This window comes from Fibrobacter sp. UWOV1 (genome assembly GCF_900142495.1).
Classification (GTDB): Bacteria; Fibrobacterota; Fibrobacteria; order Fibrobacterales; family Fibrobacteraceae; genus Fibrobacter.
Window position 1 is genome coordinate 14,141 of sequence record NZ_FRBA01000013.1, and the last position, 26,339, is coordinate 40,479.

At 50.3% G+C, this 26,339-nt stretch carries 25 protein-coding genes and 1 pseudogene; 13 read left to right on the forward strand and 13 right to left on the reverse strand.

Annotation, left to right across the window (positions count from 1 at the left end; all coding sequences use genetic code 11):
* Positions 1-91 precede the first annotated feature (91 nt).
* Positions 92-3,070, forward strand: a complete 2,979-nt coding sequence (secA, locus tag BUC02_RS13825) for a preprotein translocase subunit SecA (protein WP_073323501.1) — start codon at positions 92-94, stop codon at positions 3,068-3,070.
* 106 nt (positions 3,071-3,176) lie between these two features.
* Here the strand turns inward: secA and BUC02_RS13830 are convergent, their stop codons facing one another.
* From BUC02_RS13830 to BUC02_RS13845, 4 genes are read right to left on the reverse strand one after another with little or no spacing between them, the layout of a single operon-like run.
* Positions 3,177-3,887, reverse strand: a complete 711-nt coding sequence (locus BUC02_RS13830; protein WP_073323511.1) for an FISUMP domain-containing protein — start codon at positions 3,885-3,887, stop codon at positions 3,177-3,179.
* Positions 3,874-4,599, reverse strand: coding sequence for an FISUMP domain-containing protein (locus BUC02_RS13835; protein WP_073323513.1), 726 nt, complete (start codon positions 4,597-4,599; stop codon positions 3,874-3,876). Before BUC02_RS13835 ends, BUC02_RS13830 begins: the two co-directional genes overlap by 14 nt.
* A gap of 2 nt (positions 4,600-4,601) precedes the next feature.
* Complete coding sequence (locus BUC02_RS13840; RefSeq protein ID WP_073323516.1) at positions 4,602-5,312, reverse strand: FISUMP domain-containing protein; 711 nt, start codon at positions 5,310-5,312, stop codon at positions 4,602-4,604.
* 11 nt (positions 5,313-5,323) lie between these two features.
* Positions 5,324-6,331, reverse strand: a complete 1,008-nt coding sequence (locus BUC02_RS13845; RefSeq protein WP_254794233.1) for a hypothetical protein — start codon at positions 6,329-6,331, stop codon at positions 5,324-5,326.
* 96 nt (positions 6,332-6,427) lie between these two features.
* Here BUC02_RS13845 and tmk point away from each other — a divergent pair, with 96 nt between their 5' ends.
* Together tmk and rsmA are read left to right on the forward strand one after the other, a co-directional pair.
* Positions 6,428-7,057 (forward strand): dTMP kinase, encoded by a 630-nt coding sequence (gene tmk / locus BUC02_RS13850; protein ID WP_073323520.1) that lies wholly within the window; start codon positions 6,428-6,430, stop codon positions 7,055-7,057.
* A 71-nt stretch (positions 7,058-7,128) separates the two neighbouring features.
* A complete protein-coding gene (gene rsmA / locus BUC02_RS13855) occupies positions 7,129-7,917 on the forward strand; it encodes a 16S rRNA (adenine(1518)-N(6)/adenine(1519)-N(6))-dimethyltransferase RsmA (RefSeq protein ID WP_073323558.1) in 789 nt (262 codons plus the stop codon).
* On the opposite strand, the gene BUC02_RS16650 is transcribed toward rsmA, so the two are convergent.
* The 4 genes from BUC02_RS16650 to BUC02_RS13870 form a co-directional block, all read right to left on the reverse strand.
* Positions 7,918-8,043 carry a hypothetical protein gene (locus BUC02_RS16650; RefSeq protein ID WP_255406461.1) on the reverse strand — a complete coding sequence of 42 codons (126 nt, stop codon included), beginning with the start codon at positions 8,041-8,043 and terminating at the stop codon, positions 7,918-7,920.
* A 20-nt stretch (positions 8,044-8,063) separates the two neighbouring features.
* Positions 8,064-9,014 (reverse strand): hypothetical protein, encoded by a 951-nt coding sequence (locus tag BUC02_RS13860; protein ID WP_073323522.1) that lies wholly within the window; start codon positions 9,012-9,014, stop codon positions 8,064-8,066.
* Between the two features lie 146 nt (positions 9,015-9,160).
* Positions 9,161-9,937: a thioredoxin family protein gene (locus BUC02_RS13865; protein WP_073323524.1), complete on the reverse strand. Its 777-nt coding sequence runs from the start codon at positions 9,935-9,937 to the stop codon at positions 9,161-9,163.
* Positions 9,938-9,976: 39 nt separating this feature from the next.
* On the reverse strand, positions 9,977-10,363 hold the full coding sequence (locus BUC02_RS13870; RefSeq protein ID WP_073323526.1) for a (deoxy)nucleoside triphosphate pyrophosphohydrolase: 387 nt from the start codon (positions 10,361-10,363) through the stop codon (positions 9,977-9,979).
* Between the two features lie 72 nt (positions 10,364-10,435).
* Here BUC02_RS13870 and BUC02_RS13875 point away from each other — a divergent pair, with 72 nt between their 5' ends.
* A complete protein-coding gene (locus BUC02_RS13875) occupies positions 10,436-12,322 on the forward strand; it encodes an FISUMP domain-containing protein (RefSeq protein WP_083564608.1) in 1,887 nt (628 codons plus the stop codon).
* Between the two features lie 49 nt (positions 12,323-12,371).
* Here the strand turns inward: BUC02_RS13875 and BUC02_RS15960 are convergent, their stop codons facing one another.
* A complete protein-coding gene (locus tag BUC02_RS15960) occupies positions 12,372-13,139 on the reverse strand; it encodes a hypothetical protein (protein ID WP_139261186.1) in 768 nt (255 codons plus the stop codon).
* A 3-nt stretch (positions 13,140-13,142) separates the two neighbouring features.
* Complete coding sequence (locus BUC02_RS13885; protein ID WP_073323532.1) at positions 13,143-13,796, reverse strand: hypothetical protein; 654 nt, start codon at positions 13,794-13,796, stop codon at positions 13,143-13,145.
* Between the two features lie 158 nt (positions 13,797-13,954).
* On the opposite strand from BUC02_RS13885, the pseudogene BUC02_RS16790 reads away from it, so the two are divergent.
* Positions 13,955-14,719 (forward strand): annotated as a pseudogene (locus BUC02_RS16790) (Gfo/Idh/MocA family protein); the annotation flags it as partial.
* Between the two features lie 297 nt (positions 14,720-15,016).
* On the forward strand, positions 15,017-15,856 hold the full coding sequence (locus BUC02_RS16795; RefSeq protein WP_371341035.1) for a TolB family protein: 840 nt from the start codon (positions 15,017-15,019) through the stop codon (positions 15,854-15,856).
* A gap of 13 nt (positions 15,857-15,869) precedes the next feature.
* Here BUC02_RS16795 and BUC02_RS13895 read toward each other — a convergent pair whose 3' ends face one another.
* The gene (locus tag BUC02_RS13895) at positions 15,870-16,868 is read right to left on the reverse strand and encodes a hypothetical protein (protein WP_254794234.1); all 999 of its coding nucleotides are present in this window, start codon (positions 16,866-16,868) and stop codon (positions 15,870-15,872) included.
* A gap of 84 nt (positions 16,869-16,952) precedes the next feature.
* Here BUC02_RS13895 and BUC02_RS13900 point away from each other — a divergent pair, with 84 nt between their 5' ends.
* On the forward strand, positions 16,953-17,963 hold the full coding sequence (locus tag BUC02_RS13900; RefSeq protein WP_139261188.1) for a hypothetical protein: 1,011 nt from the start codon (positions 16,953-16,955) through the stop codon (positions 17,961-17,963).
* A 102-nt stretch (positions 17,964-18,065) separates the two neighbouring features.
* Entirely contained in the window at positions 18,066-19,409 is a 1,344-nt protein-coding gene (locus BUC02_RS13905; RefSeq protein WP_073323538.1) for a sodium:solute symporter family protein, read from the forward strand.
* Here the strand turns inward: BUC02_RS13905 and BUC02_RS13910 are convergent.
* Complete coding sequence (locus tag BUC02_RS13910; RefSeq protein WP_073323540.1) at positions 19,406-19,984, reverse strand: M48 family metalloprotease; 579 nt, start codon at positions 19,982-19,984, stop codon at positions 19,406-19,408. The two genes, BUC02_RS13905 and BUC02_RS13910, sit on opposite strands and share 4 nt — an antisense overlap.
* Positions 19,985-19,989: 5 nt before the next feature.
* Positions 19,990-21,867, reverse strand: coding sequence for a DUF4954 family protein (locus BUC02_RS13915; RefSeq protein ID WP_073323542.1), 1,878 nt, complete (start codon positions 21,865-21,867; stop codon positions 19,990-19,992).
* Positions 21,868-21,895: 28 nt separating this feature from the next.
* Between BUC02_RS13915 and BUC02_RS13920 the strand changes: the two genes are divergently transcribed.
* From BUC02_RS13920 to BUC02_RS13940, 5 genes are all read left to right on the forward strand, one after another.
* Positions 21,896-22,348, forward strand: a complete 453-nt coding sequence (locus tag BUC02_RS13920; RefSeq protein ID WP_073323544.1) for a hypothetical protein — start codon at positions 21,896-21,898, stop codon at positions 22,346-22,348.
* 2 nt (positions 22,349-22,350) lie between these two features.
* Positions 22,351-23,610 carry a glycosyltransferase gene (locus tag BUC02_RS13925; RefSeq protein ID WP_073323546.1) on the forward strand — a complete coding sequence of 420 codons (1,260 nt, stop codon included), beginning with the start codon at positions 22,351-22,353 and terminating at the stop codon, positions 23,608-23,610.
* A gap of 226 nt (positions 23,611-23,836) precedes the next feature.
* Complete coding sequence (locus tag BUC02_RS16330; protein ID WP_073323548.1) at positions 23,837-24,703, forward strand: hypothetical protein; 867 nt, start codon at positions 23,837-23,839, stop codon at positions 24,701-24,703.
* A 53-nt stretch (positions 24,704-24,756) separates the two neighbouring features.
* The gene (locus BUC02_RS13935) at positions 24,757-25,449 is read left to right on the forward strand and encodes an esterase/lipase family protein (RefSeq protein ID WP_217653090.1); all 693 of its coding nucleotides are present in this window, start codon (positions 24,757-24,759) and stop codon (positions 25,447-25,449) included.
* Positions 25,446-26,339 (forward strand): hypothetical protein, encoded by an 894-nt coding sequence (locus BUC02_RS13940; RefSeq protein ID WP_073323552.1) that lies wholly within the window; start codon positions 25,446-25,448, stop codon positions 26,337-26,339. Before BUC02_RS13935 ends, BUC02_RS13940 begins: the two co-directional genes overlap by 4 nt.

Here is a 26,339-nt window from a genome sequence, read left to right on the forward strand (position 1 = left end):
GATTTTGAGTTGGCATGTTATTTGCTAAATTATCCCCGTAATTTTTAATCAGAGACCGCGGGCAATGCCCTCGGCCGTAGAAAGGAAAAAGATGAGCATAGTCGATACCGTTCTTCACAAGATCTTTGGTACCCCGCACGAACGTAAGGTCAAGCAACTGCGCCCGGTGATTGCCGAAATCCACAAGGCCCGCGAAGCCCTGGAAGCCCTGGATGACGCCGCCCTTGCCGCCAAGAGTGCGGAATTCCGCGAAAAGCTCAAGAATGGCGCCACCCTCGAAGACATCAAGGTCGAAGCCTTTGCCGTTTGCCAAGAAGCTTGCGACCGCCGCTTGGGTATCTTCAACATTTTCAAGCCGGAATTCAACTTTGACTTTAGCCGCTTGGGCCCCGAGCTCCAGGAATCGGTGAACGCCGCGAAGGCCGAACTTGCCGCCGGCAAGAACGAATGGGAAGTTTACCTGCCCGCCTCCGTGTACGCAAAGGTCCGCGAACTTTACCCCGAATCGGTAAAGCCGTTCCGCATGATGCCTTTCGACGTGCAGATGATCGGCGGCCTCGTGCTCCACGAAGGTGCCATCGCCGAAATGGCGACCGGTGAAGGTAAGACGCTTGCTGCAGCCCTCCCGGTTTACCTGAACGGTCTTAGCGGCCACGGTGTGCATGTGGTGACGGTGAACGACTACCTCGCCGGCCGTGACGCCAAGCAGATGGGCATGGTCTACAAGTTCCTCGGACTCACGGTTGGCCTCATCGTGAACGGCCTGAACCCCGAAGAACGCCGCGTGAGCTACAACAGCGATGTGACTTACGGTACCAACAACGAATTCGGCTTTGACTACTTGCGCGACAATATGGCCGTGGAACCGAGCCAGCTGGTGCAGCGCGAACTGAACTTCTGTATCGTCGACGAAGTGGACTCCATCTTGATCGACGAAGCCCGTACGCCGCTTATCATTAGTGGTCCGGCCGAAGACGCTACCGAAAAGTATGCCAAGGCAAACGAAATCGCCAAACAGCTGATTAAGAACAAGGACTTCTCGGTCGACGAAAAGGACAAGAACATCCAGCTGACCGAAAAGGGCGTGAATCACATTCAGGAACTCATGCACATTACGAACCTGTACGGCGAACATGCCGACTGGGTGCATTTCCTCGATAACGCCCTCAAGGCCTGGTACCTTTACGAAAAGGACGTGGACTACATCGTCCGCGATACCGAAATCATTATCGTTGACGAAAACACGGGCCGCCTTATGGAAGGCCGCCGTTACAGCAACGGTATGCACCAGGCAATCGAAGCCAAGGAAGGCGTGCAGATCCGTCGCGAAAACCAGACGCTTGCAACGATTACGTTCCAGAACTACTTCCGCATGTACAAGAAGCTTTCGGGTATGACGGGTACCGCCGAAACCGAAGCTACGGAATTCATCAAGATTTACAACATGAACACTTGGGTGATTCCGACCAACAAGCCTTGCATCCGTAAGGACCTGCAGGACATGGTGTACAAGTCCGAAGATGCCAAGTGGCGCGCCATTGTGGCCGAAATCAAGGAACGCCACAGCAAGGGACAGCCGCTCCTCGTGGGTACGGCATCCATCGAAAAATCCGAACACCTGCACGGCCTCCTTGAAAAGGAAGGCATTCCGCACGAAGTCTTGAACGCGAAGAACCATGGCCGCGAAGCTGAAATCATTCAGTACGCCGGCTACAAGGACAAGGTGACGATTGCAACCAACATGGCCGGTCGTGGTACCGACATCGCCCTTGGCCCGGGAGTTACCGAGCTTGGCGGTTTGCATGTGCTTGGCACCGAACGTCATGAATCTCGCCGTATCGACAACCAGCTGCGCGGTCGTTCCGGCCGTCAGGGCGACCCGGGTTCCAGCCAGTACTTCTTGAGCCTCGACGACAACCTGATGCGTATCTTCGGTGGCGATAGCGTCAAGAACCTGATGACCCGTTTTGGCGTGGGCGAAGACGAAGTGATTACCCACCCGATCGTGAGCCGCTCGATTCGTGGCGCCCAGCGCCGCGTGGAAGGCCAGAGCTTCGATATTCGTAAGCACTTGCTCGACTACGATAACGTGATGAATGAACAGCGTAAGGTGATTTACGGCCTGCGCCGCCGTATTCTGAACGGCGAAGACATCAGCGAAGAAATCATGAACCGCATCGAAGACGCCTGCGACATCAAGGTGTCTCAGTACATTCCGGCCAAGACTTACGCCGAAGCCTGGAACCTGGAAGGCTTGCACATTGACTTGCAGCGTAGCTTGGGCATGGAATACAGCCTCACGCTCGAAGATGCCATGAGCAAGACGCCGGAACAGGTGCTCGATGAAATCATCGACCTGTGCAAGGTCCGCTACGACAAGCTCACGAAGATTATTCCGGAAGCTGACTTCCGCCAGATTGAACGCCGCTTCTTGTTGATGACCATTGACCAGGTGTGGAAGGAACACTTGTACGCCATGGACCAGCTGAAGGACTCTATCCGTTTCCACGGATACGCCCAGAAGGACCCGCTGATGGTCTACAAGAACGAAGGCTACAAGATGTTCGAAGGCTGCATGGAAAAGATCGCGACGCTCACCGCGCTCCGCATCTTGAACATCCGCATTACGCTCCCGAACGGTGTGACGGTTTCTCCGGACCAGTTGCAGCTCAAGAGCCAAGAACAGATCGAAGCCGAAAAGAAGGCCGCCGAAGAAGCCGTTGCCGCGAACAATGCCGCAGAACCTGCCACTGAACAGGCCGCGCAGGCTCCCGAAGCGAAGCAATCCAATGCCGAATCTGCCGAGCAGATGAGTGCCGAAGGCGCTAAGCCCGCAGGCCTCGCAGGCACCGCCGCTACTTCTGAAACGAATGCGATTTCTGAAGAACAGCAGGAAGCAAAACCGATGCCGCAGTCTGCACTTCCGGGTACGCGTCAGGTGAACCCCGCCTTGGTCGCCGCTGCACGCCGCCGCGCCCAGCAACAGGCTCCCAAGCTCGGCCGCAATGACCCGTGCTGGTGCGGTTCTGGTCTCAAGTACAAGAAGTGCCACGGCAAGGACTTGGAATAATCGCAACTAAAAAGTCGCCTAAAGGGTGGCTGCATTTAGAATAAATTAATACCCGGAATCAAAAAAGGTTCCGGGTGTTTTTTTATTAAGGGAATGTATGCTAAAACTAATCCTTTAAACAACGAATTGTCATCTTAGGCTGATTTAGGTCACAGCCAAATTCTTTACTAGTAAGCCCGCAGCTATAAGAAGATCCCAAGTCTTTAGCTGTAGATGACCAATAAGTTGAACCCGAGTATTCAAAATAAAGATTCCCGTCCTTAAGCCAATATCCTGCAGGTAACGAGTTGAATTCACAGTCGTCAGAACCGGGTTTATAACGTTCTCCAAAATCAAGAGAACTCATTAATCTATGTCCAGCGTTATCAGCTCCTCCCATACTGTCAGCCAGTTTATTCCATTCTTCAACAGAAGGCACGTGCCAACCTGCAGGGCAGATTGTATCTAGTAGTTCTTGATCGAATAAATCAAAATATTCGCCATTTACATGCAACGAATAGAATCTTCCAAATGTATCACAAAATCCTTCAATTTTCCCATAGCACAAACTGTAAGGCGCATCGAATTTCAGGTTCTCGGCCATCCATACCTGGTTGCCGATAGTCGTGTACTTATAAACCTGGCCATCGCGGGCATCGGTAAAGGTGCCACGGTTCGGTTCTCCGTAGGCGTTCATACCGTCTGCCGGGCAAACCACCGCCGCATCGAAGGTGTCGGTAGGTTCATTTGCAGAAGAACTATCATCAGAACATGATGTCAGTAACAAAGCAAACAGAGCAACACTGACAAACAAAAAATTTGTTTTATTTTTCATCATTATCCCTTATGCAACGGATTGCCGCTCCATAAAATCTTGACGCACGCGCATACACATATTGTGTTTCAAAAAGAACTCCGGTCATTGTATCATCTTCACGGAACTCACGGCCATTAATGTACGCTTCAACAAGAGCAACATCAGTTGCCCAAAGCCTTGCCTCATAACCATCATACACTCTGCTGCTAGATATTATACCTGTCGGCATCGGCAACAAAGCAAAACCACAATCATCCGTTCCGTTAGAAAGCTGTCCAGGATTCAAGGGAATCCACCCAGAGGTCGCCTTAAGACGAATTCCAGCACTATCACTTCCACCAACATTATCAAAAAGTTCTGCCCATTCATCATTGCTTGGCAGATGCCACCCTTCCGGACATGCTCCCAGCGAATTTACCACACCATAAACACGGCCCTTTGAGGAACAGTCATCTTTTACAACACAACTCGTCAAACCAAATTCAACATCATAATTCAGGTTCTCCGCCATCCACACTCGGTTTCCGATAGTCGTGTATTTATACACATGTCCGTCTCGGGCGTCCGTAAATGTCCCGCGATTCGGTTCGCCATAGACATTCGTCCCTTCAGCAGGGCAAACGACAGAAGCATCAAATACATTCTCCGCCGAAGAACCATTATCGGAACAAGCGGAAAACAACAAAAAGAACAACACCGCACAAACAAATGAAAAATGCATTTGACTTTTCATATTCAATCCTTTACACAACGCAGAACCATTTTAGCAGCACCTTGGCCAAACGAAATTCCACGATAACTATTTAAGCTAGGGGCATATGTGGATTGCAAATCCATAGCAGTTGACGTCCAATAAACGTCAAATCTGTATGCACCCGAAACATCTCCTGTCTTAAACATTTCTCCCGCAGGCAACGAGCTAAACCCACAGTCATCGGTACCAGGCTCGTAATTTTCATCAAAGCGTTCGGAACTTTTTAACCTAGCCATGGCAGGTCCTCCTACTCCCATACTATTGGCCAAAACATTCCATTCATCCATAGAAGGCACATGCCAACCTGCAGGGCATACCGTATCCAACAAATCTCGATCAAGCAGGCCAAATTGTCCGCCATCTTCACGCAAACTATAGAATCTTCCAAATGTGTCGCAAAAACCTTCGATTTTGCCGTAGCACAAACTATAGGGAGCATCGAATTTCAGGTTCTCTGCCATCCATACCTGGTTGCCGATAGTCGTGTACTTATAAACCTGGCCATCGCGGGCATCGGTAAAGGTACCACGGTTCGGTTCTCCGTAAGCGTTCATACCATCTGCCGGACAAACCACTGCTGCATCGAAGGTGTCAACGGGCTCCTCGGGCGCGGATGAACCGTCGTCACAGGCAGAAAACAGTGCGGCCGAAAAAAGAGCGCAAATGAATGGAATATTAATTTGCCTTTTCATAGGGGAATTAGCTAGTTTTCGCTTGCGAGGTGGTCCAGATAAATCTTCTGGGCTTTTGAATCGTACATCACCACGTCGTAGAGTTCGCCGTCTTTGCCGGTGCGCGATTCCACGAAGAGTCCGCTCATGGAGCCCTTTTCGGTGGGCAGGAATGCGCTGCGGCCTTCGGGCGATGTCTTGAATTCAAGGTAGCCTTGTTCCACGTACCAGTCGCGAATGACTTTGTAGTAGATGCGTTCCATATTCTCGCCTACAAGGGTGTTCAGGCGGCGTGCGATTTCGCTCACGGGCACGGGTGTGTCTTCGGCGGGGTAGTCGGCCAGCTGTTCAGCGGTCAGGTGGAATTTTTCTCTTTGCATGCGCTTCGGAGCGTATTCCTGGTCGTCTTGAAAATCTTGAGCCTGGTTGGCCTTGCGCTTGGCAAAGCGTTCGTTTGCAATGTCAACGCACTTTTGAATGTTGTCCAAAATGAACTGCTGCGCCTGTTGCCAGCACTGCGTATAAATGTTGTGGTGGCCGCGCAGGTCCGATTCGCCCTTTTCGAATCCGTAGGTTTCGCCCTTGGCGGTGGGCAGATTGGCGTCGGTGCCGCTTTCGGTGGACTGTCTTTCGAGAATGCCTTCTTGCACCAGGAAGTTTGCCACGTCGGCATAGAGCAGGTGGTTCATGTTCTTGGGCAAAAGTTCGTTCACGTTGCGCACCACGCGGGAAATCGAAACCGGGTAATCAAAGAAGCGGTAACCCTTCAGGGTTTCGGCGTCGATGGCCAAATCTTGCATGGCGGGCTTCGCGTTCTTCTTTGCTACGCGCGGCTTTTCGGCGGTGGGCATGGGGGCCACCTGGTCGTGGTTGAGCTGCTGCTGCAAAAGCGATGCGACGTAGGCGAGGCACTTGCTGATGCGTTCCTGTTTGCAGGAATCCCCTTCGGGCAGGATTTCGTCTGTCAGGGGGTTGATTCCGCAAGAGAGCTTGCGCAGGTACATTTCGGCACGTTCGATAATCGCATTTTCAGAGGCCATACAAAACTCCATTCGTTGCAAAAAGCGTTGTAAAGATAGTATTTTCTTGGCGTACCATAATTTTTTTCTACCTTTTAAAGTAATTGTGAATCTACTATGAAAACGTCTAAGCATTTTTTTAGTTTAGAAGGTATCGACGGTTCGGGCAAAACGACCCAGATCGATATGCTGATTGACGCCCTCACCAAGGAAGGCTACTCCGTGGTGAAGCTGCGCGAACCGGGCGGCGCAAAGATTTCGGAACGCGTGCGCGAGATTCTTTTGGATACGAATTTCAAGGGAATCATGAGCGACAAGACGGAGCTGTTGTTGTACAATGCAGCACGCGCCCAGGTGATTGCAGAGATTATTCAGCCCGCGCTTGATGCGGGCAAGATCGTGATTGCCGATCGATTTGCCTGGAGCACTTTTGCCTACCAGGGTTATGCCCGCGGCTTGGGCGCAGACCTTGTGCAGCGCCTGACCGAGATCACTTGCGACGGTTGCTTTCCGGAGCTCACCGTGGTGCTTGACATTGATGTGCAGCGGGGACGCGCGCGCACCGCGAAGCGGGGAGAGGCACCCGATCGACTGGAGAGCGAAAAGGCCGAATTTTTCGAGAGGGTGCGCAAGGGTTACCTTGCCGCGGCCCGTGACTACAGTGACTGTGTTGCGGCTATCGATGCCGACCGCAGCCCCGATGCCGTATTCGCCGACTTGTATAAGCTTGTAAAGGCTAGACTCTAGAAAAATCGTTAAAGTATAACTTGAAAGGCCTGCAATTGAATTGCGGGCTTTTTATTTCTATCTTTGGCGGTATGGATAGAGCACGACGCCGTAAATTTGGCCAGAACTTTCTGGATGTACCTACCGCGCAGATGATTGCGGGCGATTTGCCTGCGAATGCGGGCGACTGGGTGCTTGAAATCGGCCCTGGGCACGGCGCCTTGACGGAGCACTTGATTGAGCGCGCCGTGCAACTCACTGCCGTCGAAATCGACGAGCAGTGCGTGGAATTTTTGCAAGAAAAATTCCAGGGCCGCGAAAACTTCCATATCGAAAACATTGATTTTCTGAAGTTTGACTTGCAGGCGTTTCTGGATGCCCACGAAAAGCCCTGGGTCACGGGAAACTTGCCGTACAATGTGTCTACGGCGATTATCGCGGGCCTGATGCCGAAACTGCATTTGACCAAGGGCTTCATGGGAATGGTGCAGCTCGAAGTCGCCGAACGCATCTGTGCAAGCCCCTGCAGCAGCAATTATGGAAGTTTGTCTGTACTTGTGTCCGCCTACGCCGATACGCAGATTCTCCGCAAGATTGGCCCCGAGCATTTTACGCCCCGCCCGAATGTCGATAGCGCCACAATGCTCCTGACGCCCAAGGCCGATGCGCTCGCGGCCCCCGAAGGATTCTTCGACTTTGTGCGCGCCGCCTTCACTCAAAAGCGCAAGACCCTTGCCAACTCGTTCGGCCGCGCTTACGACAAAAAGAAAATCCAGGAAGCAATCGAGCTCCTGGATTATCCGACAACCGTTCGCGCCGAAGAACTTTCGCCTGCACAGTTCCTTGAATTCTACAAGGTGATTGTGGGCGAGCAGGCTTAATTAGCCGAGTTCATCGCAATAATCATCGCAGCCTTCAGGCTCTTCGCCGCTGCCGGCGAGCAAGCAAGCCTGAGCTTCGAAATCGACGATTTCCATTTTCGGTGCTTCGTATTCTTTCTTTTCCATAGTCTCTAATCCCCCGGTGATTATTTCTGAATATTGGTGTTGCCGATGAACATGCCCTTGTTTTGGGGCTTGCTGTTCAGCTTGCGACCCTTGAGATCGAACCAACCGTTTACCTTTACGATTTCGCCCGTGGCCATGTTCCAGCGCGCAAGGCGGGTAGTGCCATTATTCTTGTCGATGAGCTTTACGCCAATCGTTTCGGGCAGTTCGGCGGCATCGGATTCAGTAGACTTTTGAAGAGCCTTGTCGCCTTTGTAAATCAGGTAAGCGCGCAGCGGCGGAACAAAGGCGCCTGCACCGACTTTGGTGAACTGGCCGGCTTTGACTTCGCCCTTGTTCTTGGCGGCATAACCATAAACGGTACCCAGGTCGGCGTGATCCTTGTCCCAGCGGATAAAGCTGTAAGAGCCGCGCATAAGCCAGTCGCCCTGATTGCTGACTTCGCTTCTTAATGTAAGCTCGGCGGAAGTCTGCGTAGAAGCGGTTACGCCGGTAGCCGTGAATTCGATTTCCTTGATGCCTTGGCATTCTTCCTTGTCGGTATCGGTGATCATCAGCATGGGTCTGTGTGCGGCGCCATCGGCAATGTCATGCTTTTCGGCGGAAATCCACATGCCGTTTTCGTCTTTGCCGTAGCTGAGGGGTTCGTACAGGTCGACGCATTCGTTTGCGGACTGGTAGTTTGCCGGCAAGGTGATGGTAGAGTTTGCTGCCAGAGCCGTGCTGCGTTCAACAATGACTTTGAAGTTGCTGTTTGCATTGTTGTTGATGCAATTCGCGGCATTGTTATCGACTTCGACTTTTGCGTTTTCGTCGTTGATCGATTCCAGATACAGGGTGTTGTTGGACTTGAAGAATGCCCCACCCACAAAACTGCAAGTCGGATCGCCTTCGGGTCTTGCGGCCCAGGCGCTAGAAATTAAACTAGAAACAACTACTATAATAGCAGTAGAAAGAACTTTGTTATTCATATTTCCTCCAAATTAATTTGGCGCGCCCAAATATAGAAAAATATTCTTAATTTCAACTTTTATTTTTATTACATCCGAAATGAAAGTTTGGATAAAAAAACAGCCGGGATAGCCCGGTTGCTCTCTTTAATGATATTTGAAACAAATTATTTACAATTGAAGCCTTGCAGCTCAAGCCCGGCGCGCATTTCGCCGTAGGTCGAAGTACGCTTCATGTCCATCGCCTTCATGAATCGGCAATCGTTGTCGATATGAATTTGCAAGCCCGTGAGGGTGGTGGTGACTTCGCCCTTGCCGCTTGCGCGCATTCTTGCGATAATGTCTTCGCGGTGGTCTTCCATTTCGGGCGGAATGAATACGTCGGTCACGATGTCGACATTCTTGATTTCGGCGTCGCCGAATTCGAACGAGATAGTCACCAGGTTCTTGAGGCCGTTAAACTGTCCGTTGACCTTGCAAACAAGGTTTTTCGGCGAATTCTTGGATTTCTTGGTGTTTTTGGCGGTGCTCTTCTTGGGCGTATACTGCATGGCGGCAAAGATTTCTTCTTCTTTGACGACGCCCACGAGGCGGTTCACGATTTTGCCGTCTTTAATCAGGAAGAACGTGGGGAATGCCTGAATGGGGAGTGTTGCCTTGATTTTGTCGATGCCCGGTTCGTCGATACCTACCGAGGCGACCTTGATGTCGCTATAGTTTTTAGCGATACCGATGAGTGTGGGAATCATGACGAGGCAGGGCGGGCAGCTGGTCGAAGAGATTTCGAGGATGACCGGCGTTTTGGATTTCATGATTTCTTTTTCGAAATTACTGTCGTTCACCTTGACGATTTTGATGTCGTCTGCAGCGTTTGCGGTGGTGAAGGCGCCTGCAGCAAGAATTGCGGCTGCGGCAAAAGTCGCGATGTGTTTCAGGATGTTCATGACAATAAAATAGCAAATTGCTTGAGCAATAGAAAAAAGCTATTGCGCTTCGATGGCTTCGACGACTTTTATGTCGGCGCCTAGCCAGTTTACGCTGTGCAGTTCTGCAGGGGCGAGCCACTTGGCTGCCTCGTGCTCCAAAAGTTCCGGCGCCTTGCCGCCGGCAATCGTGCAAAAGTAGCAGTGCATGGTCAGGTGGAAGGCGGGGTAGTCGTGTTCCACGGTGCAAAGAAATTTACCCACGTTCACTTGGATGGCGAGTTCTTCTTGGAGTTCGCGCTCGAGTGCTTGCTGCGGGGTCTCGCCGCTTTCCATTTTGCCGCCAGGGAACTCCCAGAACCCCTTGTGTTCGCCGTAGCCGCGTTGCGTAGCAAAAATCTTGTCGCCATCTTGAATGATTCCTGCTACAACTTCGATATGTTTCATGAAGCCAAATTTATGTAAAATTTTTACGGGAGAGGTCTTGAACAGCCCTTTTTTGGTTATTTTATATCTAGTATGAAAAGGTTTTTGTGGATTCTTGCAATTTCATTATTGCTTTTTGCATGCGGTGACGATTCATCGTCCGGTTCTTCTGAACAAGTTGAACCTCTAACTCCGCAGGAGCAAATTGACGATACTACTACAACGTCGCCAGTGGGGGATACTTCAGACAGTTTTACTGATCCACGTGATGGTAAAACCTACAAGACCGTTACCATGGGCAAGCTGACATGGATGGCCGAAAACCTGAACTATTCTGACGAAAAGATTGGTCAAGGTGATGAGAGATACACTTGGGCCGAAGCGCAAATTGCATGTCCCGATGGATGGCATTTGTCGGATTTTGATGAATGGGTAGCAATAGATGACTGGGTGTGGAAGCATTTTTGGGCAGATTCGTTGGAAGAAAAATGTCCTAATTGGGCCTTAAAATCTACAACTGGTTGGGATAATGATACTATTGATGGTGAGATTATTGTTGGTAATGGAGGAAATACCGTGGGGCTTAATTTAAAGCCTATGGGGATTTGTGAAGGTTCTGAATGTCGTTATTTGGGTCGCATTGCTGCATTTTGGATTCAAATGATCGATTCACAAGATGAACTTGGCGATTTGTACTTTTTCCATATATCTACGTCTGGTTATAATAGCAGCATTGAACGTGACGCAAGGTTGAATGTCCGCTGCGTAAATGATAAGAATACCGTATACGAATCGCTAAGTAAGTGTACCCGTGAAAGAGAAGGAGTCGTTGCAAAAGTGGGTTCAGAGTATTATAAATGCAAAGACCTGGTTTGGGTGACTCCGACGCTAAAAGAAAAACTTGATTTTGCACTAGGCGAATGCAACTCGGCTAATGCGAATAAGCGTTACCCGTTACAGGATTCTGTTTTTATGTGTGCTGTATGGAATGGAGGTTCCGATTATAGATGGAACTACACTCCAGAAGATTCTGCATTTATAGAATGCGCCGCTAAAGGTGACACGCTGTGCGAAGTTGGAGTAGCGAAAGATTTGTATGTAATGAAGAATGGATATTGGAAAAAAGCATACGTGTCGGATGTTTTTGGGGATTGTACCGAAGATCGGTTAGGAGAAATTGTGAAGCTCGGTAGGGTAGATTACATTTGCCGAGAAAGTTGGGATATGGCTAATAGCATTGAAGTTGAGTTTGGCGCTTGTGACGATTCAAAACTGTACGATACGCTCAATTTAGGTGCTAAATATATTTGCGTGGATCACAGTTGGCGCCTTGCGACAAGAATAGATGATGAGCTTGGCTTTTGCTTTGATGATGGTGCGGTTGGAGAATATGATGGCCACAAATACATATGTGATGCAAAAGATCACAAATGGTATTACGAGATGATTGATGAACGTGATGGGCAGAAATACAAGGCCATATGGGTAGAATTTGAGTGGGATGCCGACGAACTCGTGATGGCTGAAGATCTCAAGTTTGGCGGCGACAGCTTGTATACTTGGGCCGATGCTCAGACGGCTTGCCCTGATGGATGGCATATCCCTTCGGATGCTTTTGTGCGAAAGCTGAGAAATGAGATTCACAACAACAAAGGCCTTACAATCTCGACTCGCACATTGATGTCGCAATCAGGTTGGAAAGTTAACGGGTCTAATTGGTCGGGCATGAATTTGCAGCCTATTGCAATTGATACGATAAAATCGTATGTGTATGACGGAGTGAAGGATACTAGTTATTATGTTCATGATAACTATAAATTGAATTCCTGGTTCTGGTTATCGGACGAAGAAGGAAGTTATGCAGGAATTCAAGAAAGGGTTGATGAAAACGGCGAAGAAGATTATGTGATGTTCGGACTTGACATTAGTGATTTTGATACTCCCGTAGAAAAAGCCACAGTCCGTTGCATCAAGGAATAAATAAGGCGGCCATCGGGCCGCCCATAATATTATTTAGTATAGTTTTTGATTATTCATCATCATCTTCGAATTCGTCGTGAGTTAGCCAATAGGATTGGTAACGCGTTTCGTAATCCGGGTCGGTGGGCGGGAAGTTTTCCGGGTGGTTTAGGCAAGAATCCAATAGAGCCCTGATATCGTGGAGGGACTGCTCGTAGATTGAATCGTATACTTGGTTGTAACGTTCTTGCTGCTTTTTGTACGTATTTAGAGTTTCTATATAATCACTTTCTTTGGGGTGAACGGTGCCGTCGCTGCATTCGATTTCTATAGCAATAGAATCATTGCTTACGTATTTTTTTTCGTTGGCCCATGGGTTAGATTTATAGTTTGCAATTGTGTCGATCATTTCTATGAGGCAGTATGGTGTGCTGTCGGGGTAAAGCCCGAATTCATTGCTTTTGTAGTGGAGTTGAGCGACTGTATCTTTAAGAATGCGATAAAAAGTGGTATTTGCCAAATAGGTACCTCTTCGCCAGGCAAGCAATTCTGGAAGAGACATAATCGTTGCATTGAAATTTTCTCTGGGAATCCACTTTGAATCGTGACATGAATATTCGGTGGTGTCCACAACGGAATCGGTTACGGTTATAGAAGGGACTTCGACTGAATCTTCTGGTATTACGGGAGTTGTTTCAACGGGTGCCGTAATTTCAGGGGGAACTGTAGTGGAGGTTTCTGCTGGTGCTGCGGGGGTACCTTCGGAACTATCTCCGCAATTTACCATGAACATGGCTATGGCCATAATCAATGCTGTTGTGAACTTTGTCATATTCATGGTTTATTCCTCGATTTCCTCAGCTTCTTCCGACTGATCAATGCAGGAATCCAACTGCTTTTGGAGTTCGGCTAACCTTTTTTCGTATAACTGGCTGTATGCCTCGTTGAAGATGACGAGATTCTTTTCGTATGATTCCAGGTCTTTTTGGTAGTTAAGGTATTCCTCGTTGGCGTATGTTGTGCCGTCGTCGCATACGAATTTTGTCGCGATAGAATCGTTAAAGAAGGCCATGGGACCGTACAAAAAGACAGGAGCTTCAAGTGTATCGAGCATATCTTGAAGACATTTCGGAGGTTCTAGGTAATTATATATCAAGCCTCCGTCTATTTCATCATAAATGTCCATTTGTGCATTGCGGTCGGCGCTCCTTGTTGCGGCCTTGACAGGATCCTCAATTAGATCTGAGTTCAAGGACCTCTTTTGAATTTTTTCGGCTTCGTGGCATTGCGAAGATGTGTTGGAAACGCTGTCAACCTTGTCGGTTTCGTTGCGTTGTAAGGAGTCGCTAGGCGCATTTTGCGTCGTAGAGTCGCTTGGAATATTGGTTCCCGGAGCTACGGTCGGGCTGCTAGAATTAGCGTCATCGCCGCAGCTTGCCCAGAAGAGAGCTGTAGATGCGAGAAAGAGTCTTTGCAGGTGCTTGCGGATATTCATGAGCACGTCCTCCTTTTTGTGCTTTGGGAAACCCTACCATGAAATATACATTTTTTACCCCAAAGACCAGCTTGTATACACTTGAATCCACTTGGTAGAGGGCTTGACGTTCCCAAGAGCCCGCAATAAGTCTATATTCATTGTAAAAAGGTTATGCAATGAATAAATCGGTTCTCAAGTTTGCAATTCTCGGTTGTGGGCATATTGCGACCAAGATGGCGGCAGCTGTCAAGGCGCTCGAAAGTCGCGGTATGGGAGTAGAGGCGTATGCGGTGGCATCGCGTACTTTAGAAAAGGCCCAGAAGTTTGCGGCGGATTACGGATTCAAGTGCGCGTACGGTAGCTACGCAGAACTCGCACAAGATTCGCAAGTCGACCTGATTTACATTGCGACTCCGCATTCCAAACATTTTAACGACATAATGCTTTGCCTTGAGCACGGCAGGAACTTGCTTGTCGAAAAGGCGTTTACGGCGAATGCATTGCTTGCCTCGCAGGCGATTGCCCTTGCCGAAGAAAAGGGAACCTTCCTTTGCGAGGCCATGTGGACGCGCTTTTTGCCGGCGGTGCAAATGGTGCGTGACTGGATTTTGGCCGGGAATATTGGCCGCGTTCATGGCGTGGAGGCGGAATTCTCGATGCCGCTTTCGCATATCGAACGCTTGCGTAACCCATCCCTTGCGGGCGGTGCGCTTCTGGACTTGGGCATTTACAGTTTGACTTTTGCAGACTTGTTCTTGACAGACCCCGAAATCGGCGGGCAAGGCAACCATATCGTTCAGACGAAGAGCGCCTGCGTCAAGTTCCATACGGGTGTCGATGCTACGGACTGGATCGATTTGAATTATTCGAACGGCCAGGTGGCGCACCTCAAGACGTCTATGGTGGCGCCGCTCAAGAACGACGGCACGATTTTTGGCACGGAAGGATTCATTCGCGTGCAGAACTTGAACGACATGGTCGAAATCCAGCGCTTTGATGTCGCGGGCGCGCTCGTGGAATCGGTGACTCCGCCGCGTATTGAAAACTGCTACGAGTACGAGGTGCTTGGCTGCAAGGCGGCGCTCGAGAAGGGGCTTAAGGAATGTCCCGAGATGCCGCATGCAAAGACCATGCAGATGATGACGCAGATGGACAAACTCCGCGAAAGCTGGGGCGTATCTTACCCGTTCGAACAGAGCCCGGGCGAAGTCTGGGATCGTTCTGGCAACAAGTCGTTCTTGCAGGTTTACGATATCGAAACGGGCAAGACGACGTTGCTCAAGGAATTTGACAAGGTGATCGAGGCGCCGAACTGGAGTGCCGACGGAAAGTTCCTGACATATAACAGCGAAGGCCGAATCTACAAGTACGAACTCGAGGGCGGCTCGATTACCGAAGTGCCGAGCTATTTTGTGGACAACTGCAATAACGACCACGTGCTCGCTTCTGACGGTTCGGGCCTTTATGTAAGCCACCACACCAAAGAAGACGGCCTTTCTCGCATTTACAAGGTTTACTTTGATGGCCGCGAGCCGGAACTGGTGACGCCTCTTGCGCCGAGTTACTTGCACGGCATTACGACTGACGGCAAGACGCTTGCCTACTGCGCCGAACGCAATGGCGAATACGACATTTATACGATTCCTGCCGCGGGCGGTAACGAGACGCGGCTTACAAGCGCCCTCGGGCTAAACGACGGCCCGGAATACGACTGCGACGACGAATACATCTGGTTTAATTCGGTGCGCACGGGGCGTATGCAGGCCTGGCGCATGAAGGCCGACGGTTCCGAGCAGACGCAAATGACCGACGACCCGCATTGGAATACTTGGTTCCCGCATATTTCGCCGGACCGCAAGAAGGTGGTCATGATCGCATATCACGAAAGTGATGTGCGCCCGGGCGACCATGTTCCGAATAAAGATGTCGAAATCCGCCTGATGACAGGCAGCGATGCAAGCGGCTGGAGCAAGCCGCGCACGTTGTTGAAATTGTTCGGCGGTCAGGGCACGATTAACGTGAATTCCTGGGCACCCGATAGCCAGAGGTTCGCTTTTGTGAGCTACGCCTTGGAATAAACAATCCGCTAGTCTATAATTTCTTGCTGGCCTTGGCGCGTTCTGCCTTTACGGTTTGTACCGCTGCCTTGAGCGCATCCTTTTTGGCCTGTTCCTCTTCCGGCGTGGGCTTCGTATCTTCCAAAAGGCGGTCGGCCCATTCGTCCCAGAAGCGGCAGCGTTCGCCTTCGAGTTTCATCTTGGCAAACTTGACCGGTTCGGTTTCGACGGCAAGCGTCACGACCGATTCCTTGTAGGCCTGCGGAAGGCCTGCCACGTGCGCCATGCGCTGCTTGAGTTCGGCCACGGTGGCATCCAGAATATCGACTTCGAAACGGCGTTCTATGTAGCGGCGGGTAATGAACCCGAGGGCCATAAAGTAGTCGCCCTGGTTGCCTTCGGCGAGGTAATTCTTCTGACGGAGTTCCTTGAGCGCAAGTACCGCTTCTTCGTACGGCGGGAGCCTGGGAGCGGCACCTGCTTTTGCAAACTTTTTATGCAGGAACCAGCCGAGGAACACGAGCAGCGCGACCCCCACCACAATCAGCACGATGTAGAGCCATTGCGGGAGGCGTGGGTCGTCGAGCGGGTCTTCGACTTCCAGGATGTCTTCTTCTTCGCCGGTGGTGCGGGTAGAAACCTTGACTGCCACGGGGTCGGTGCTTGTCTTGACGGTATCGCTACCGACGACGGCGCTCACTTGCTGCGGGGCAATCAGGAAGTCGCCGCTCACGAAGGTGTTGAGCGTTGCATTCCACACGAACTTGGCGGTACCCTTGGGCATGCCCTCGGTCACCTTTTCGTTCTTCATTTCCTTGACTTCGAAACTGCCGAGGTTTCCGACAAAGCTCGGCAAGTCGACGATTGCGTTTTCGGGGGCCATCACCTGGATTTCGTAATTGAACATGTCGCCCACGAACACCTGGGCGTTATCGACGTTCGCCTTGACCGATACGTCGAAGGCGAGGGCGCTTGTGGCACAAAATGCGATTGCGGTAAAAAGAATTGCGAGAGAGCTAAAAATTCGAGACATATAAACCTCTGTGCTCAAGAATATACAAATTTTGGGGTATGCGGGGCAACTTGGGCGGGATGTTTATCTATATTCCCAAGGCTTATGTCTTGGCGAAAAATATGCAAGCTGGTGTTCGTAATGGTGCTGTTTGGCGTCGCGTTCGCCGTTGCCGCCGAAACCGCCGACAGCTCGGCAGTCAAGAAAGATTCCGTTGCCGTGGCCGATAGCACTGGGCTCAAGACTTCGCGCGAGGGCGTGTTTTCGATTGCCGCTTTGTTGTTGCCGCATAATTCGCTCAGGAATTCAGAGACCTTGCACAACTGGCCATTCTTCGCGTTTGCGGCGCCCGCGTACACGTACCATTTTAAGGTGCAACAGGATTTCGGCAAACTGCTGAGCTTTAAGGGCTTGGCGGCAGGCGATGTGAACTTTGCCGGGGTTGGCCTAAAACTGGATGCCGCAATCGAGTTGATGCACTTGCTGGAACTGGGTGCCGAGGCGAATACGGGGACGGCGCTGAACTATGGCAAAACCGTGACATTCATGGGCGTGTACGATACTGAAAAAAGGAACTACCGGCAAGATGTCATGTTTATGGAGTACGCATACGGCGTGCGTTACCATTCGGCGCTCACTATACCGTTGCTTGCGTTCTTGCCCAAGAGCGACTGGACCAAGATTATTCTGAAGGGAACGGCGGAATTCAAGTATTCTGCGTATACAGGCGCCGAAGATAAAGAGGTGTGGAAGGCCGGCAACGAAAACACGGTGAACGGATTCAAGTACAAGTACGGCGGCACGCTGATTTACATGATGCCGTTCGAGCGCGTGCCTATGGCCATGCTTTCGGTGAATGCGAGCGGCTTCAAGCACGAATATGATTTTGACAAGGCGTACAAGGATTACAATCCGGGTTTCATAACGGTGAGTATAACTCCGATGGCCTCGATTAAGGTAAGCGAAAAATGGAACGGCATGCTCATGGCGTCTGTCTCGCGCAACCGCAAGTTCGAAAATCGCCGCTACCCGACCACCGAAGAATTGCTGCAAAAGCAGGTGGGAAGTGAATGGGACTTGCGCACGGTCATGTTTGTCATGAGCCGGAAATTCTAGATTCACGTCATTGCGAGTCCCTGAAAGGGGCGAAGCAATCTTTAGCCTTTTTTTAAATTTTAGAAATGGAAATGCCTGCTGTTGCGGGCATGACGGAAGAACATGAACATTGCTTTAATTATATACTTGGCATTTTTGATTGCGATTGCGGTGCGCAGTGCGCGGCGCGTAAAGGACATTCCCGATTTTTTCGTGGCGCGCAAAGGGGCGTCGGCGAAGGCGGTGGCCGGTAGCTTGGTTGCAACGATTCTTGGCGGGTCGGCCGTGATTGGCGCCGTCGATAGCGGCGCAAAGCTCGGCGGGGCCGCGAGCTGGTTCATGCTGGTGGGTGCGCTTGGCCTGTTTGCGTTGATTCCGATTGCGGGCCGTGCCTACGAGCATGGCAAATATTCCTTGCCGGATTTGGTCGAGAACCTGTACGGCAAGGGCCCGCGCCTGGTGGCGACCATTGTGATTCCGGTTGCCTGGACAGGCATTGTGGCGGCCCAGATTATTGCGGCGGCCAAGCTCCTGATGACTTTTACCTCGATGCCGTACACGACGGCCGCAATCGTTTCGGCGGTCGTGTTTACGGGGTACACGCTTGCGGGCGGCCAGCTTTCGATTTTGCGTACTGACTTTTTGCAGGCATGCCTGATCATTGTCGGGCTCTTGCTGCTGGCGGGCTTTGCAAAGTTTGGTGGCGGTGAACTCGGCAGCATGTTGGCAAGCGCTACGACCAGTGTAGCGCCCAAGTTCCCGTTCAACGCGAACTTTACGCCGCTAGACTTGTTCCTTCTGATTCTCACTTACGGCACCACGTATACGGCAGGCCCCGATATTTATAGCCGCATGTTCTGCGCGAAGGATGCGGCGACTGCCAAGAAGGCGATCGGCATGGCCGCATGCGTCTTGATTCCTGTTGCATTCGTGATCGGGTTCCTGGCGGTTTATGGTGTGAACTTTGCTCACGTGCAGGGCGCCCGCATTACGGCGATTGCAGATGCTGTGCTTCCGTCGGCGCTTTTGCCGGTGTTTGCGCTTGCGCTTTTGAGTGTGGTGCTGAGCAGTGCCGACACCACGCTTTTGAGCAGTTCCATTATCATTAACGGATTGTGCCGCAAGCCTTCGCTATTCCAGGCCCGTATCATCATCTTGCTGAACGGAATCGTGGCACTCTTGCTCGCGCTTGTATTTACCGACATCATCGGCACCTTGCTTTTGGCGCTTGCGGTTTATGCGGGTGCATTTACCGTGCCCATTCTGTGGGGACTTTTAGGGTTCAAGGCAAAGCCCAAGTTTGTAGGGGCTGCCATTATTGCAGGAGGAATCCTCTCGCTTTCGGGTAAACTGTGTCCGGCGTTACCGGGTTCGCTTGGCCAGCATACCGGGGATATCCTGATGATTGCCGCATTCGTGGTGAACGGCGCGATTCTTGTGCTGGGGCGCCGTCCTCGCGTGAATTAGGCCGCCTTAATTTCTTTGTTCAAAATTTTTTGACTGCGAATGGCGACAGTCGGGTGTTCGCGGTAAACGACTGCGAACAATTTTGTGTACGGGATTTCGCTTTCGGCGAGGTTTCGCATGGCCGCCTTGGCGACTTTTTTGCCGAGTTTTTCGAAGGCGTAGCGGTCGGCTTCGTATTCCTGGTGCCAGCAATACAAATGGAATACAATGCGGAACGGAATGGCCGCCAGGTGTAACCACAGCACAGATTCCACAAGCGACATGCCGTGGCTTGCAAGCAAAAAGGCGAACAGCCATACGGCCAACAGCAACAGAGCCACTTTAGCGAGGTTCCGCAAAATGCCGTGACGCAATTCCTTGTGGCCTTCTTCGTGTTTTTTCACGAATTCGTTTTCGGCAGGTTCCTTCTTGTTTTCGGGCAGCGGCACGATGTCATTCAATAGCGGAATCAGGCGCAGTACGGCAAAAATGCCCCCGCGCATTTGAGTAAGTCTGCGCTCGCGAATTTCGAGCACGAGGCGTGCCACGAATTCAATGGCAAGCAATAGGGCGAGAATCAGCGTGGCAGAACTCATCTTTGCTATTCGGGCTTATTCGTTTTGACAATGGAATTCAGGCGGCGCAGTTTTTCTTCGACGCGGGCTTTTTCCCATTCGGTGAATCCCTTGTCGATCGGGTGCGCGTCATCGTAGTCGTCAAAAATTTGGCGGCCGCGTTCGTTGTCCTTGTCGAGTCCGTGCGTTACGCGTTCGTACCAGTCCTTTTCAAGCTGGCGGTATCGCTTGAGCAAATCGTCGAACGTTTCGGGCAAGGCTACCACGCGCATCACGTCCTTGTTTGCGTCGTTGGTAGCCATGCGGCGCAATTCCTTTACGGGTTGCGCCTGCAGGTTTGCATCGTTTACAACCAGGGTGATAATCTGCTCGAGCGCGTAGCGTTCCATGTATTCCTGGTACGTCTTGATCGCCTGCTGGCGAATGCGTTCGCGCATAAAGTTTTCGCCGAGGCCGTCGATGTGTTCCTTGGTGTAAATGTCGCGGATAGCGCTCACTTGCAGGCGCTGGTAGGCGTCGAAAACATAGCGCACGGTTTCGGGGCTAAAGATGCTGTAGAAGGTGGCGGGCACAATGCCCTTGCCGCGCAGCGAATACTTGTAGAGGTTGCGGTCAAGCGCGTAGGCGTTGCGGGCGTAGTTCCAACCGGGTACGATTTCGTTCAGGCGAGGAGCCACTCCCACCAGTTGCGGGTCACCCGGGCGAATCAGCGAGAACGGAAATTTGACGCGCTGCGGGAGCGTGGTAAGTCCTGTCGCAATCAAGGTGAAAGGCGATTCGCGGTAGTTCGCGGGGAACTTGATATTCACGCCGAGGCCAAAGAACATTCCCTGGCCGGGCATGACTTCTTGGTCGGGCATGCGGCCGGTGTGGTTGCTGCCCACGTTTGCGCCGTAGCCCAGGTTTCCGCAGCCTTCGGGCCAAAGGGCCGCAATCAAGAGCGAGTGGTGGTGCATCTGGGTCATGGGGCCCACGTAAGAACTGTTGACTTCGCCTTCTTCAATGTGGCAGCACGGCGCGATAATCGAAGACTTCACGATTGCCTTGCAGGCGACTGTGGTGCGGCTCATGAGTACAGAACCCTGCACCTCGGCACCGGTGTGAATGGTGACCGACTTTTGCACGTTCGAATTTTCGAGAATCACGGAATCGTAAACGTGGCTCGGTTCTTCGAGCGAAGAAAGCACCACGGAATTGCGGATTTTCTCGGCGCCCTCGATGCGTGCGTGCGCACCGATCCAGCTGTTACGAATAATGTTTGTATTGCAGACCACGGCGCCCTTGCCCACTACGCCGAACGGGAACGCGGTCTCTTCGCGGTAGGCCTTGAGCTGTTCGTCGAAGGCTGCTGCGACTTCGGGGTCAGGCTTGTGGAACAGCTGTGCTTCTACAAGTTCCATGGTAATTTCGGGGAACACGGCGACTTTACGGCCGCCCATTTCGTTGCCCACGTGCATGGAATTCCCGATCATGTAGCTGATTTTTCCGCTACTGATGATGGAGCCCACGTTCTGGATAACCGCGCTGCTGCGAACCAGAATGTTGCTGAGCATGGCCACCTTATGGACCAATGCGTTTTCGATAAAGCAATTGTGTACAAGGCTGTCGTAAATGCCTGTAGGGAACGACACGTCGCCCGGCAATAAAAGCGTTCCGAAAAATTTAGGCAGGTAGACTTCGCCCATGAACGACGAACGGATAATGCGGTTTGCGTCGAAGTCCGGTTCGACCATGACCTTGTCCCAGGATTCGGAGCGGTTACCGTTTTTTTCGAGAATCTGGATTTCGTCTTCGGTCAGGTGGCGGTATTTTGCGGTTCCTGCCCTGATTCCCTTGAAATTTTCGACGGAGGTCGCCAAAATGCTGTTCTTGAGCACTTTTTTCAATTTTAACAATCGCTGCATGTCGTAAAAATAGCCTAAATTTGAGTCGATGATGAAAGAGCTGCTCTATAATTTGATACGAAAACACAAGTATAATATCTCGATTTATACCGAAGAGATCTTTGAAAGACGTTGTCAAGAAGAAATTATCCGCAGCGACGAGGATGACAGCTCGTTTGTATATCTGGAATTTGACTTTGAAGCCCTGAAAAAGGAACTGCCCGACGAGGGCGATTTCACGCAGTTCTGGAATTCCATTTTTGCCGTGTTGAGCAGTGGTAGCCGCGGAAGCGATATTATCGGGTTCCTGGAACACGAATCGGGAATCGGCATGCTTTTGCTCGATTCCAAACTCGATGGCTGGTTGCGCGTGAAGGGCCGCATCGAACAGAAGGCCGACGCCGACAACAATGGTAAAATCAAGGCCATTTTGGATAATGTCATTAAGCCGATCCTTTACCCGGCTTGCATTCAGAACGCGCCCACGCCGGCGGCTGTGTAGTTATGACTGAACAATCCGGCGTTCAAAAAGTTTTAGTCATCGGTTCGGTTTACCCGCGCTTTCACGAAGACGCCGAAGTCCCTTGGTTGCGGACCTCTATTGCGCACCTTAAAAAAGCGGGCCTCGACATCCAGGTTCTGGCGCCTGCGTACAAGGGGCTCAAAAGTCACGAAATCGATGGCGTCAAGGTGAACCGTTTCCGTTATGCGCCGGCCAAATGGGAATTCCTGACGCACGAAGAAGGTGCCCCGAGCAAGATGGCGAATAAGCCCTGGCTGCAGCTCTTGGCGATCCCCTACATTATCAGCGGGTTCTTCAAGTGCATCAAGATTTGCCGCAAGTTTAAGCCCGACATCATTCATGCGCATTGGCCGTTTCCGCACGCCTACATCGCGCTCGGTGCCGCTAAGTTGTTCAAAATTCCGCTGGTGCTGAATTTCCACGGTGCAGAACTCTTGCTTATCCGCAAAAAGAAATGGGTCAAGCCGCTCCTTAAATTTGCAATCGGCCAGGCACAAGCCGTGTTCGCGAACTCGAGCTTTACTGCTGGTAAAATCAAGGCCCTCCGCAATGTCGATGTGGAATGGAGCCCGTACGGCACGACTCTTGAATTCGGAAATCGGAATTCGGAATTCGGAATGGAGCCGCACCCGATAAATAACAAGTTCAAAATCTTGTTCGTCGGGCGCCACATTGAACGCAAGGGCATTCGCTACCTGATTGAAGCGGCCAAGTACCTGCCCCGTGACCAGTTCGAAATCCGCATCGTCGGCGTCGGCGATTTGACCGAACAACTGAAAGAACAAGCCGCAAACGTCATTGCGAGGAACGCAAGTGACGAAGCAATCCAAGGCGGCTCTGCCGCGCTACCTGCCGATATCATCTTCACCGGAAAGCTTTCGCCCGAAGCGCTCGCCAATGAATACAGGACTGCAAACGTCTTCACGCTCCCGGCGATTGTCGACAGCAAGGGCGACACCGAAGGCCTCGGCGTCGTACTCATTGAGGCTATGGAACTCGGCCTCCCGATTGTGGCAAGCAATGTGGGCGGAATCCCCGATGTCGTAATCGACGGCGAAACGGGAATCCTCGTCCCCGAAAAAGACCCCGAGGCCCTCGCAAACGCCTATAAGCGCCTCGCCGCCGAGCCCGAACTCGTAAAGCACCTGCTCGCCGGCGCCCAGAAGCGCATCCACGAATGCTTCACCTGGGACGGAATCATTCAGCGCCAGATTGAAGTTTACAACAAAGTCTTGAAATAATTGAATCCCATGTCAAGCTCCTTTCAAGTCGGCAAATGACTTGAATTCAACCCATAAGAATCAATCCCTTTCGGGCTTGACAATACCGCTCCGCTTCAAGTCGGAAGCCGACTGGTCCAAACCACTATACTTGATTTTGTACAAAATATAGAGTATATTTGTGTGTGATTGTTGTCACATGATTCTAGGCGGTGTCTGGCTGTGATAGGTGGCAAAGGAGACTTTTATGAAGAACATCGTTTTTAGTCTAACTGCAGGCTTGATGCTGGTGTTTGCTTGCGTAAGTATGTGGGGGTGCTCTAGTGTCTGGGATGAGAGTGAAGAGGACGTCTCTAGAACTCGGTTGGTTGGTTATTCTGGTGATTCTCTTGTTGTTTACATAGAAGAGAAGAAAATAGAGACTTGCCTTGCCAAACCCTTGGGTGATGATTGTTCTACTAGGGAAAAGGGGACAAGAATTGTTGTAGATAATTTCTATACAGAAGAGAATGTATGGAAAAGTGACAAACTGAGGGATCAGTATGTTGTAAATGTTTATGACTTGGTGGATGATTCGACGGTGATTGAATTCGATAAAAGTAAAACTCGTTTCTACAAGTGGACTTTAGGTAGGGGTTCTGAAGACTTGGGGTATTTTGAATGGGACGGCTGCAGTACAAGAGAAAAAGTTGGTTCAATTCGTCCTTGGGGCAATGGGAAATGGCGGCTTGTGGGGAGTACTGAAGATTGCGGCTACGCAATCGTGGATGTGGAAAAAAAGAAAATAACGGGTTATGAAAAACTGGATGAATTTGCGGAAGGCTGTTCTGATTTGTGGATTCATGAAGGAGCTAAGTATTGTGTGGGTGTGTTTGAAAAGGATACGATCATCTCGTATTATGAACGCTATCAAGATGGAATTTTTTTGAAAGATGAAAAGGGCGTTAAAGATTCGTTGTGGACGTATGAATTATTTGATGGTGGACAAGCTATGAATCCCGTTTTGACTTTTATGAATTCTTATGTGATGCTTGATATAGGAACGTTAAATCGTAATTTACTAAAAATTGATTTTGAAGAAGGAAAACTGTTGTTTTGGAGAAAAGTCCGATGAAAAGATTTTTGTTGGTTATAGTAGTGATGACTATGCTTGTGTACGCGAAGCCTATGGAAAGCATAGAACGCTACAATATAATACTTGTTCATGGTGCTGCGGATAGTTTGTCGGGTGTTGATTGTGAAGCCTCCGATTTGAAGGCTCCTTTTGAGTATTATACGGATTCAACGAGTGATTTTGGTCGAATTGATGGCTATCTCAAAGAAGGACTTCTGGATGATAGCCGTTCTACTGCGACTGGTATGATAAAAACACTCCCGGATTGGATAAATGATAAGATTCTTGACGGCGAGCGAAAAGATCGGTTTGGAATATATCTGAATCGTCCTTTTGTAAACCCTGCGAATACGCCTGTAGTGAATGGAGGTGAAATTGGTAATCGAGGGTGGAAGGGAAGAGATGAATGCAATGTTCGTCGCTCTCTGACGGAAGAAGCCGAAGAAATGCGTTTGCGAGGAAGAAATAAGTTGATTTTAGATCGAACAAATCCTCGAAATTATAGAAACTATACACTCATTGACTCCATTGGCTTCCATGCTCACCGTAACATTCTTATCGCACATAGTATGGGCGGTCTTGCCTCGCGTGAGTATGTACAAGGGGATGGATATAACGGCGATGTTGATAAGGTTATAACTTTAGACAGTCTCCATGAAGGAACTGGTGCACTGAATATGCAAGTTGGTTTGCTATTATTTTGTAGTAAAATACGCAGAAAAAGTTTTAAGGAGAACAGAGTATGAAAAATCTGTTGAAAAAGTTTGAAATTGAAGGTCTGCTTGCACTTTTGGCGCTTGCGCTCGCGTGCGTAAGCATGTGGGGGTGCAGCGACAGGGTGGAGTTTAAATGGAGTGATGGCAGGGGTACTCCGTTGATTGCCGGTTTCATGGATGATTCGTTGGTCGTTGCGTACGATTGCAGAGAGTGGCTTGAAACTACCGAAACATGGAATGGCGGTTATAGCGAAGATGAGTCTTGTGGTCATGACCGATTGCTTGTTTTTAATTACCGTGTGCAGGAAGATGGGCCTCGATGGACTGATTCCCTCACGAATAAAAGAGGCGGCTATCGTTGGTATCAACTGACGGATTCCATTTTCTGGCGTTGGGAAGAAAAAAACATTCTTTTATGGAAGATTGGCGAAACTGCGCATGAAATGAAGATTTCAAGAAAGAATGAAGGTTGTTCGCATTCTTCTAAAATTGAACGAATGCACCAATGGCTGGATGGAACATTTATCGCACTGGGAGGAAATCTCTCTGCTGGAGAAGATAGTTGTCAATATGCAGTCTTGGATACGATAGAGAAAACGTTAACTTACAAGCGGCTTGATAAAAATTTGGAATGGATAAAGGTGTGCGATGATGTAAGGGCTTGGGATGATGATGTGTATTGCTTGCTGTTGGATGAAAAAGACGGAAATAGCTTTGTATTGAAAAATGAAAAGGATAGTATTTTTGCTCCGATGGAAAAATTATTTGATGGTCGTTTTTGTGGAAATATGATGGAGTTGGGAGTGAGAGTTTGTTCTTTGGCAAAAGATGAAATAATGTGTTCTGATGTAAAATGGACGGGGAATAGGGAATTAGAATTTTATCGAAATGATGGGACCGTCATTCATTTGGAATATTAA

Excerpts from the sequence above, each read along its gene's own strand:
- BUC02_RS13940 (WP_073323552.1), top strand. The coding sequence starts at position 25,446 with ATGAAAAATCTGTTGAAAAAGTTTGAAATTGAAGGTCTGCTTGCACTT.
- BUC02_RS13870 (WP_073323526.1), bottom strand. The coding sequence starts at position 10,363 with ATGAAACATATCGAAGTTGTAGCAGGAATCATTCAAGATGGCGACAAG.
- BUC02_RS13910 (WP_073323540.1), bottom strand. The coding sequence starts at position 19,984 with ATGAGTTCTGCCACGCTGATTCTCGCCCTATTGCTTGCCATTGAATTC.
- BUC02_RS13895 (WP_254794234.1), bottom strand. The coding sequence starts at position 16,868 with ATGTCTCGAATTTTTAGCTCTCTCGCAATTCTTTTTACCGCAATCGCA.
- BUC02_RS13865 (WP_073323524.1), bottom strand. The coding sequence starts at position 9,937 with ATGAACATCCTGAAACACATCGCGACTTTTGCCGCAGCCGCAATTCTT.
- BUC02_RS13845 (WP_254794233.1), bottom strand. The coding sequence starts at position 6,331 with ATGGCCTCTGAAAATGCGATTATCGAACGTGCCGAAATGTACCTGCGC.
- BUC02_RS13905 (WP_073323538.1), top strand. The coding sequence starts at position 18,066 with ATGAACATTGCTTTAATTATATACTTGGCATTTTTGATTGCGATTGCG.
- BUC02_RS13900 (WP_139261188.1), top strand. The coding sequence starts at position 16,953 with ATGTCTTGGCGAAAAATATGCAAGCTGGTGTTCGTAATGGTGCTGTTT.
- BUC02_RS13915 (WP_073323542.1), bottom strand. The coding sequence starts at position 21,867 with ATGCAGCGATTGTTAAAATTGAAAAAAGTGCTCAAGAACAGCATTTTG.
- BUC02_RS13885 (WP_073323532.1), bottom strand. The coding sequence starts at position 13,796 with ATGAATATCCGCAAGCACCTGCAAAGACTCTTTCTCGCATCTACAGCT.
- BUC02_RS13925 (WP_073323546.1), top strand. The coding sequence starts at position 22,351 with ATGACTGAACAATCCGGCGTTCAAAAAGTTTTAGTCATCGGTTCGGTT.
- tmk (WP_073323520.1), top strand. The coding sequence starts at position 6,428 with ATGAAAACGTCTAAGCATTTTTTTAGTTTAGAAGGTATCGACGGTTCG.
- BUC02_RS13840 (WP_073323516.1), bottom strand. The coding sequence starts at position 5,312 with ATGAAAAGGCAAATTAATATTCCATTCATTTGCGCTCTTTTTTCGGCC.
- BUC02_RS15960 (WP_139261186.1), bottom strand. The coding sequence starts at position 13,139 with ATGAATATGACAAAGTTCACAACAGCATTGATTATGGCCATAGCCATG.
- BUC02_RS13920 (WP_073323544.1), top strand. The coding sequence starts at position 21,896 with ATGATGAAAGAGCTGCTCTATAATTTGATACGAAAACACAAGTATAAT.
- BUC02_RS13875 (WP_083564608.1), top strand. The coding sequence starts at position 10,436 with ATGAAAAGGTTTTTGTGGATTCTTGCAATTTCATTATTGCTTTTTGCA.
- BUC02_RS13860 (WP_073323522.1), bottom strand. The coding sequence starts at position 9,014 with ATGAATAACAAAGTTCTTTCTACTGCTATTATAGTAGTTGTTTCTAGT.
- rsmA (WP_073323558.1), top strand. The coding sequence starts at position 7,129 with ATGGATAGAGCACGACGCCGTAAATTTGGCCAGAACTTTCTGGATGTA.
- BUC02_RS16650 (WP_255406461.1), bottom strand. The coding sequence starts at position 8,043 with ATGGAAAAGAAAGAATACGAAGCACCGAAAATGGAAATCGTCGATTTC.
- secA (WP_073323501.1), top strand. The coding sequence starts at position 92 with ATGAGCATAGTCGATACCGTTCTTCACAAGATCTTTGGTACCCCGCAC.
- BUC02_RS13835 (WP_073323513.1), bottom strand. The coding sequence starts at position 4,599 with ATGAAAAGTCAAATGCATTTTTCATTTGTTTGTGCGGTGTTGTTCTTT.
- BUC02_RS16330 (WP_073323548.1), top strand. The coding sequence starts at position 23,837 with ATGAAGAACATCGTTTTTAGTCTAACTGCAGGCTTGATGCTGGTGTTT.
- BUC02_RS13935 (WP_217653090.1), top strand. The coding sequence starts at position 24,757 with ATGGAAAGCATAGAACGCTACAATATAATACTTGTTCATGGTGCTGCG.
- BUC02_RS13830 (WP_073323511.1), bottom strand. The coding sequence starts at position 3,887 with ATGATGAAAAATAAAACAAATTTTTTGTTTGTCAGTGTTGCTCTGTTT.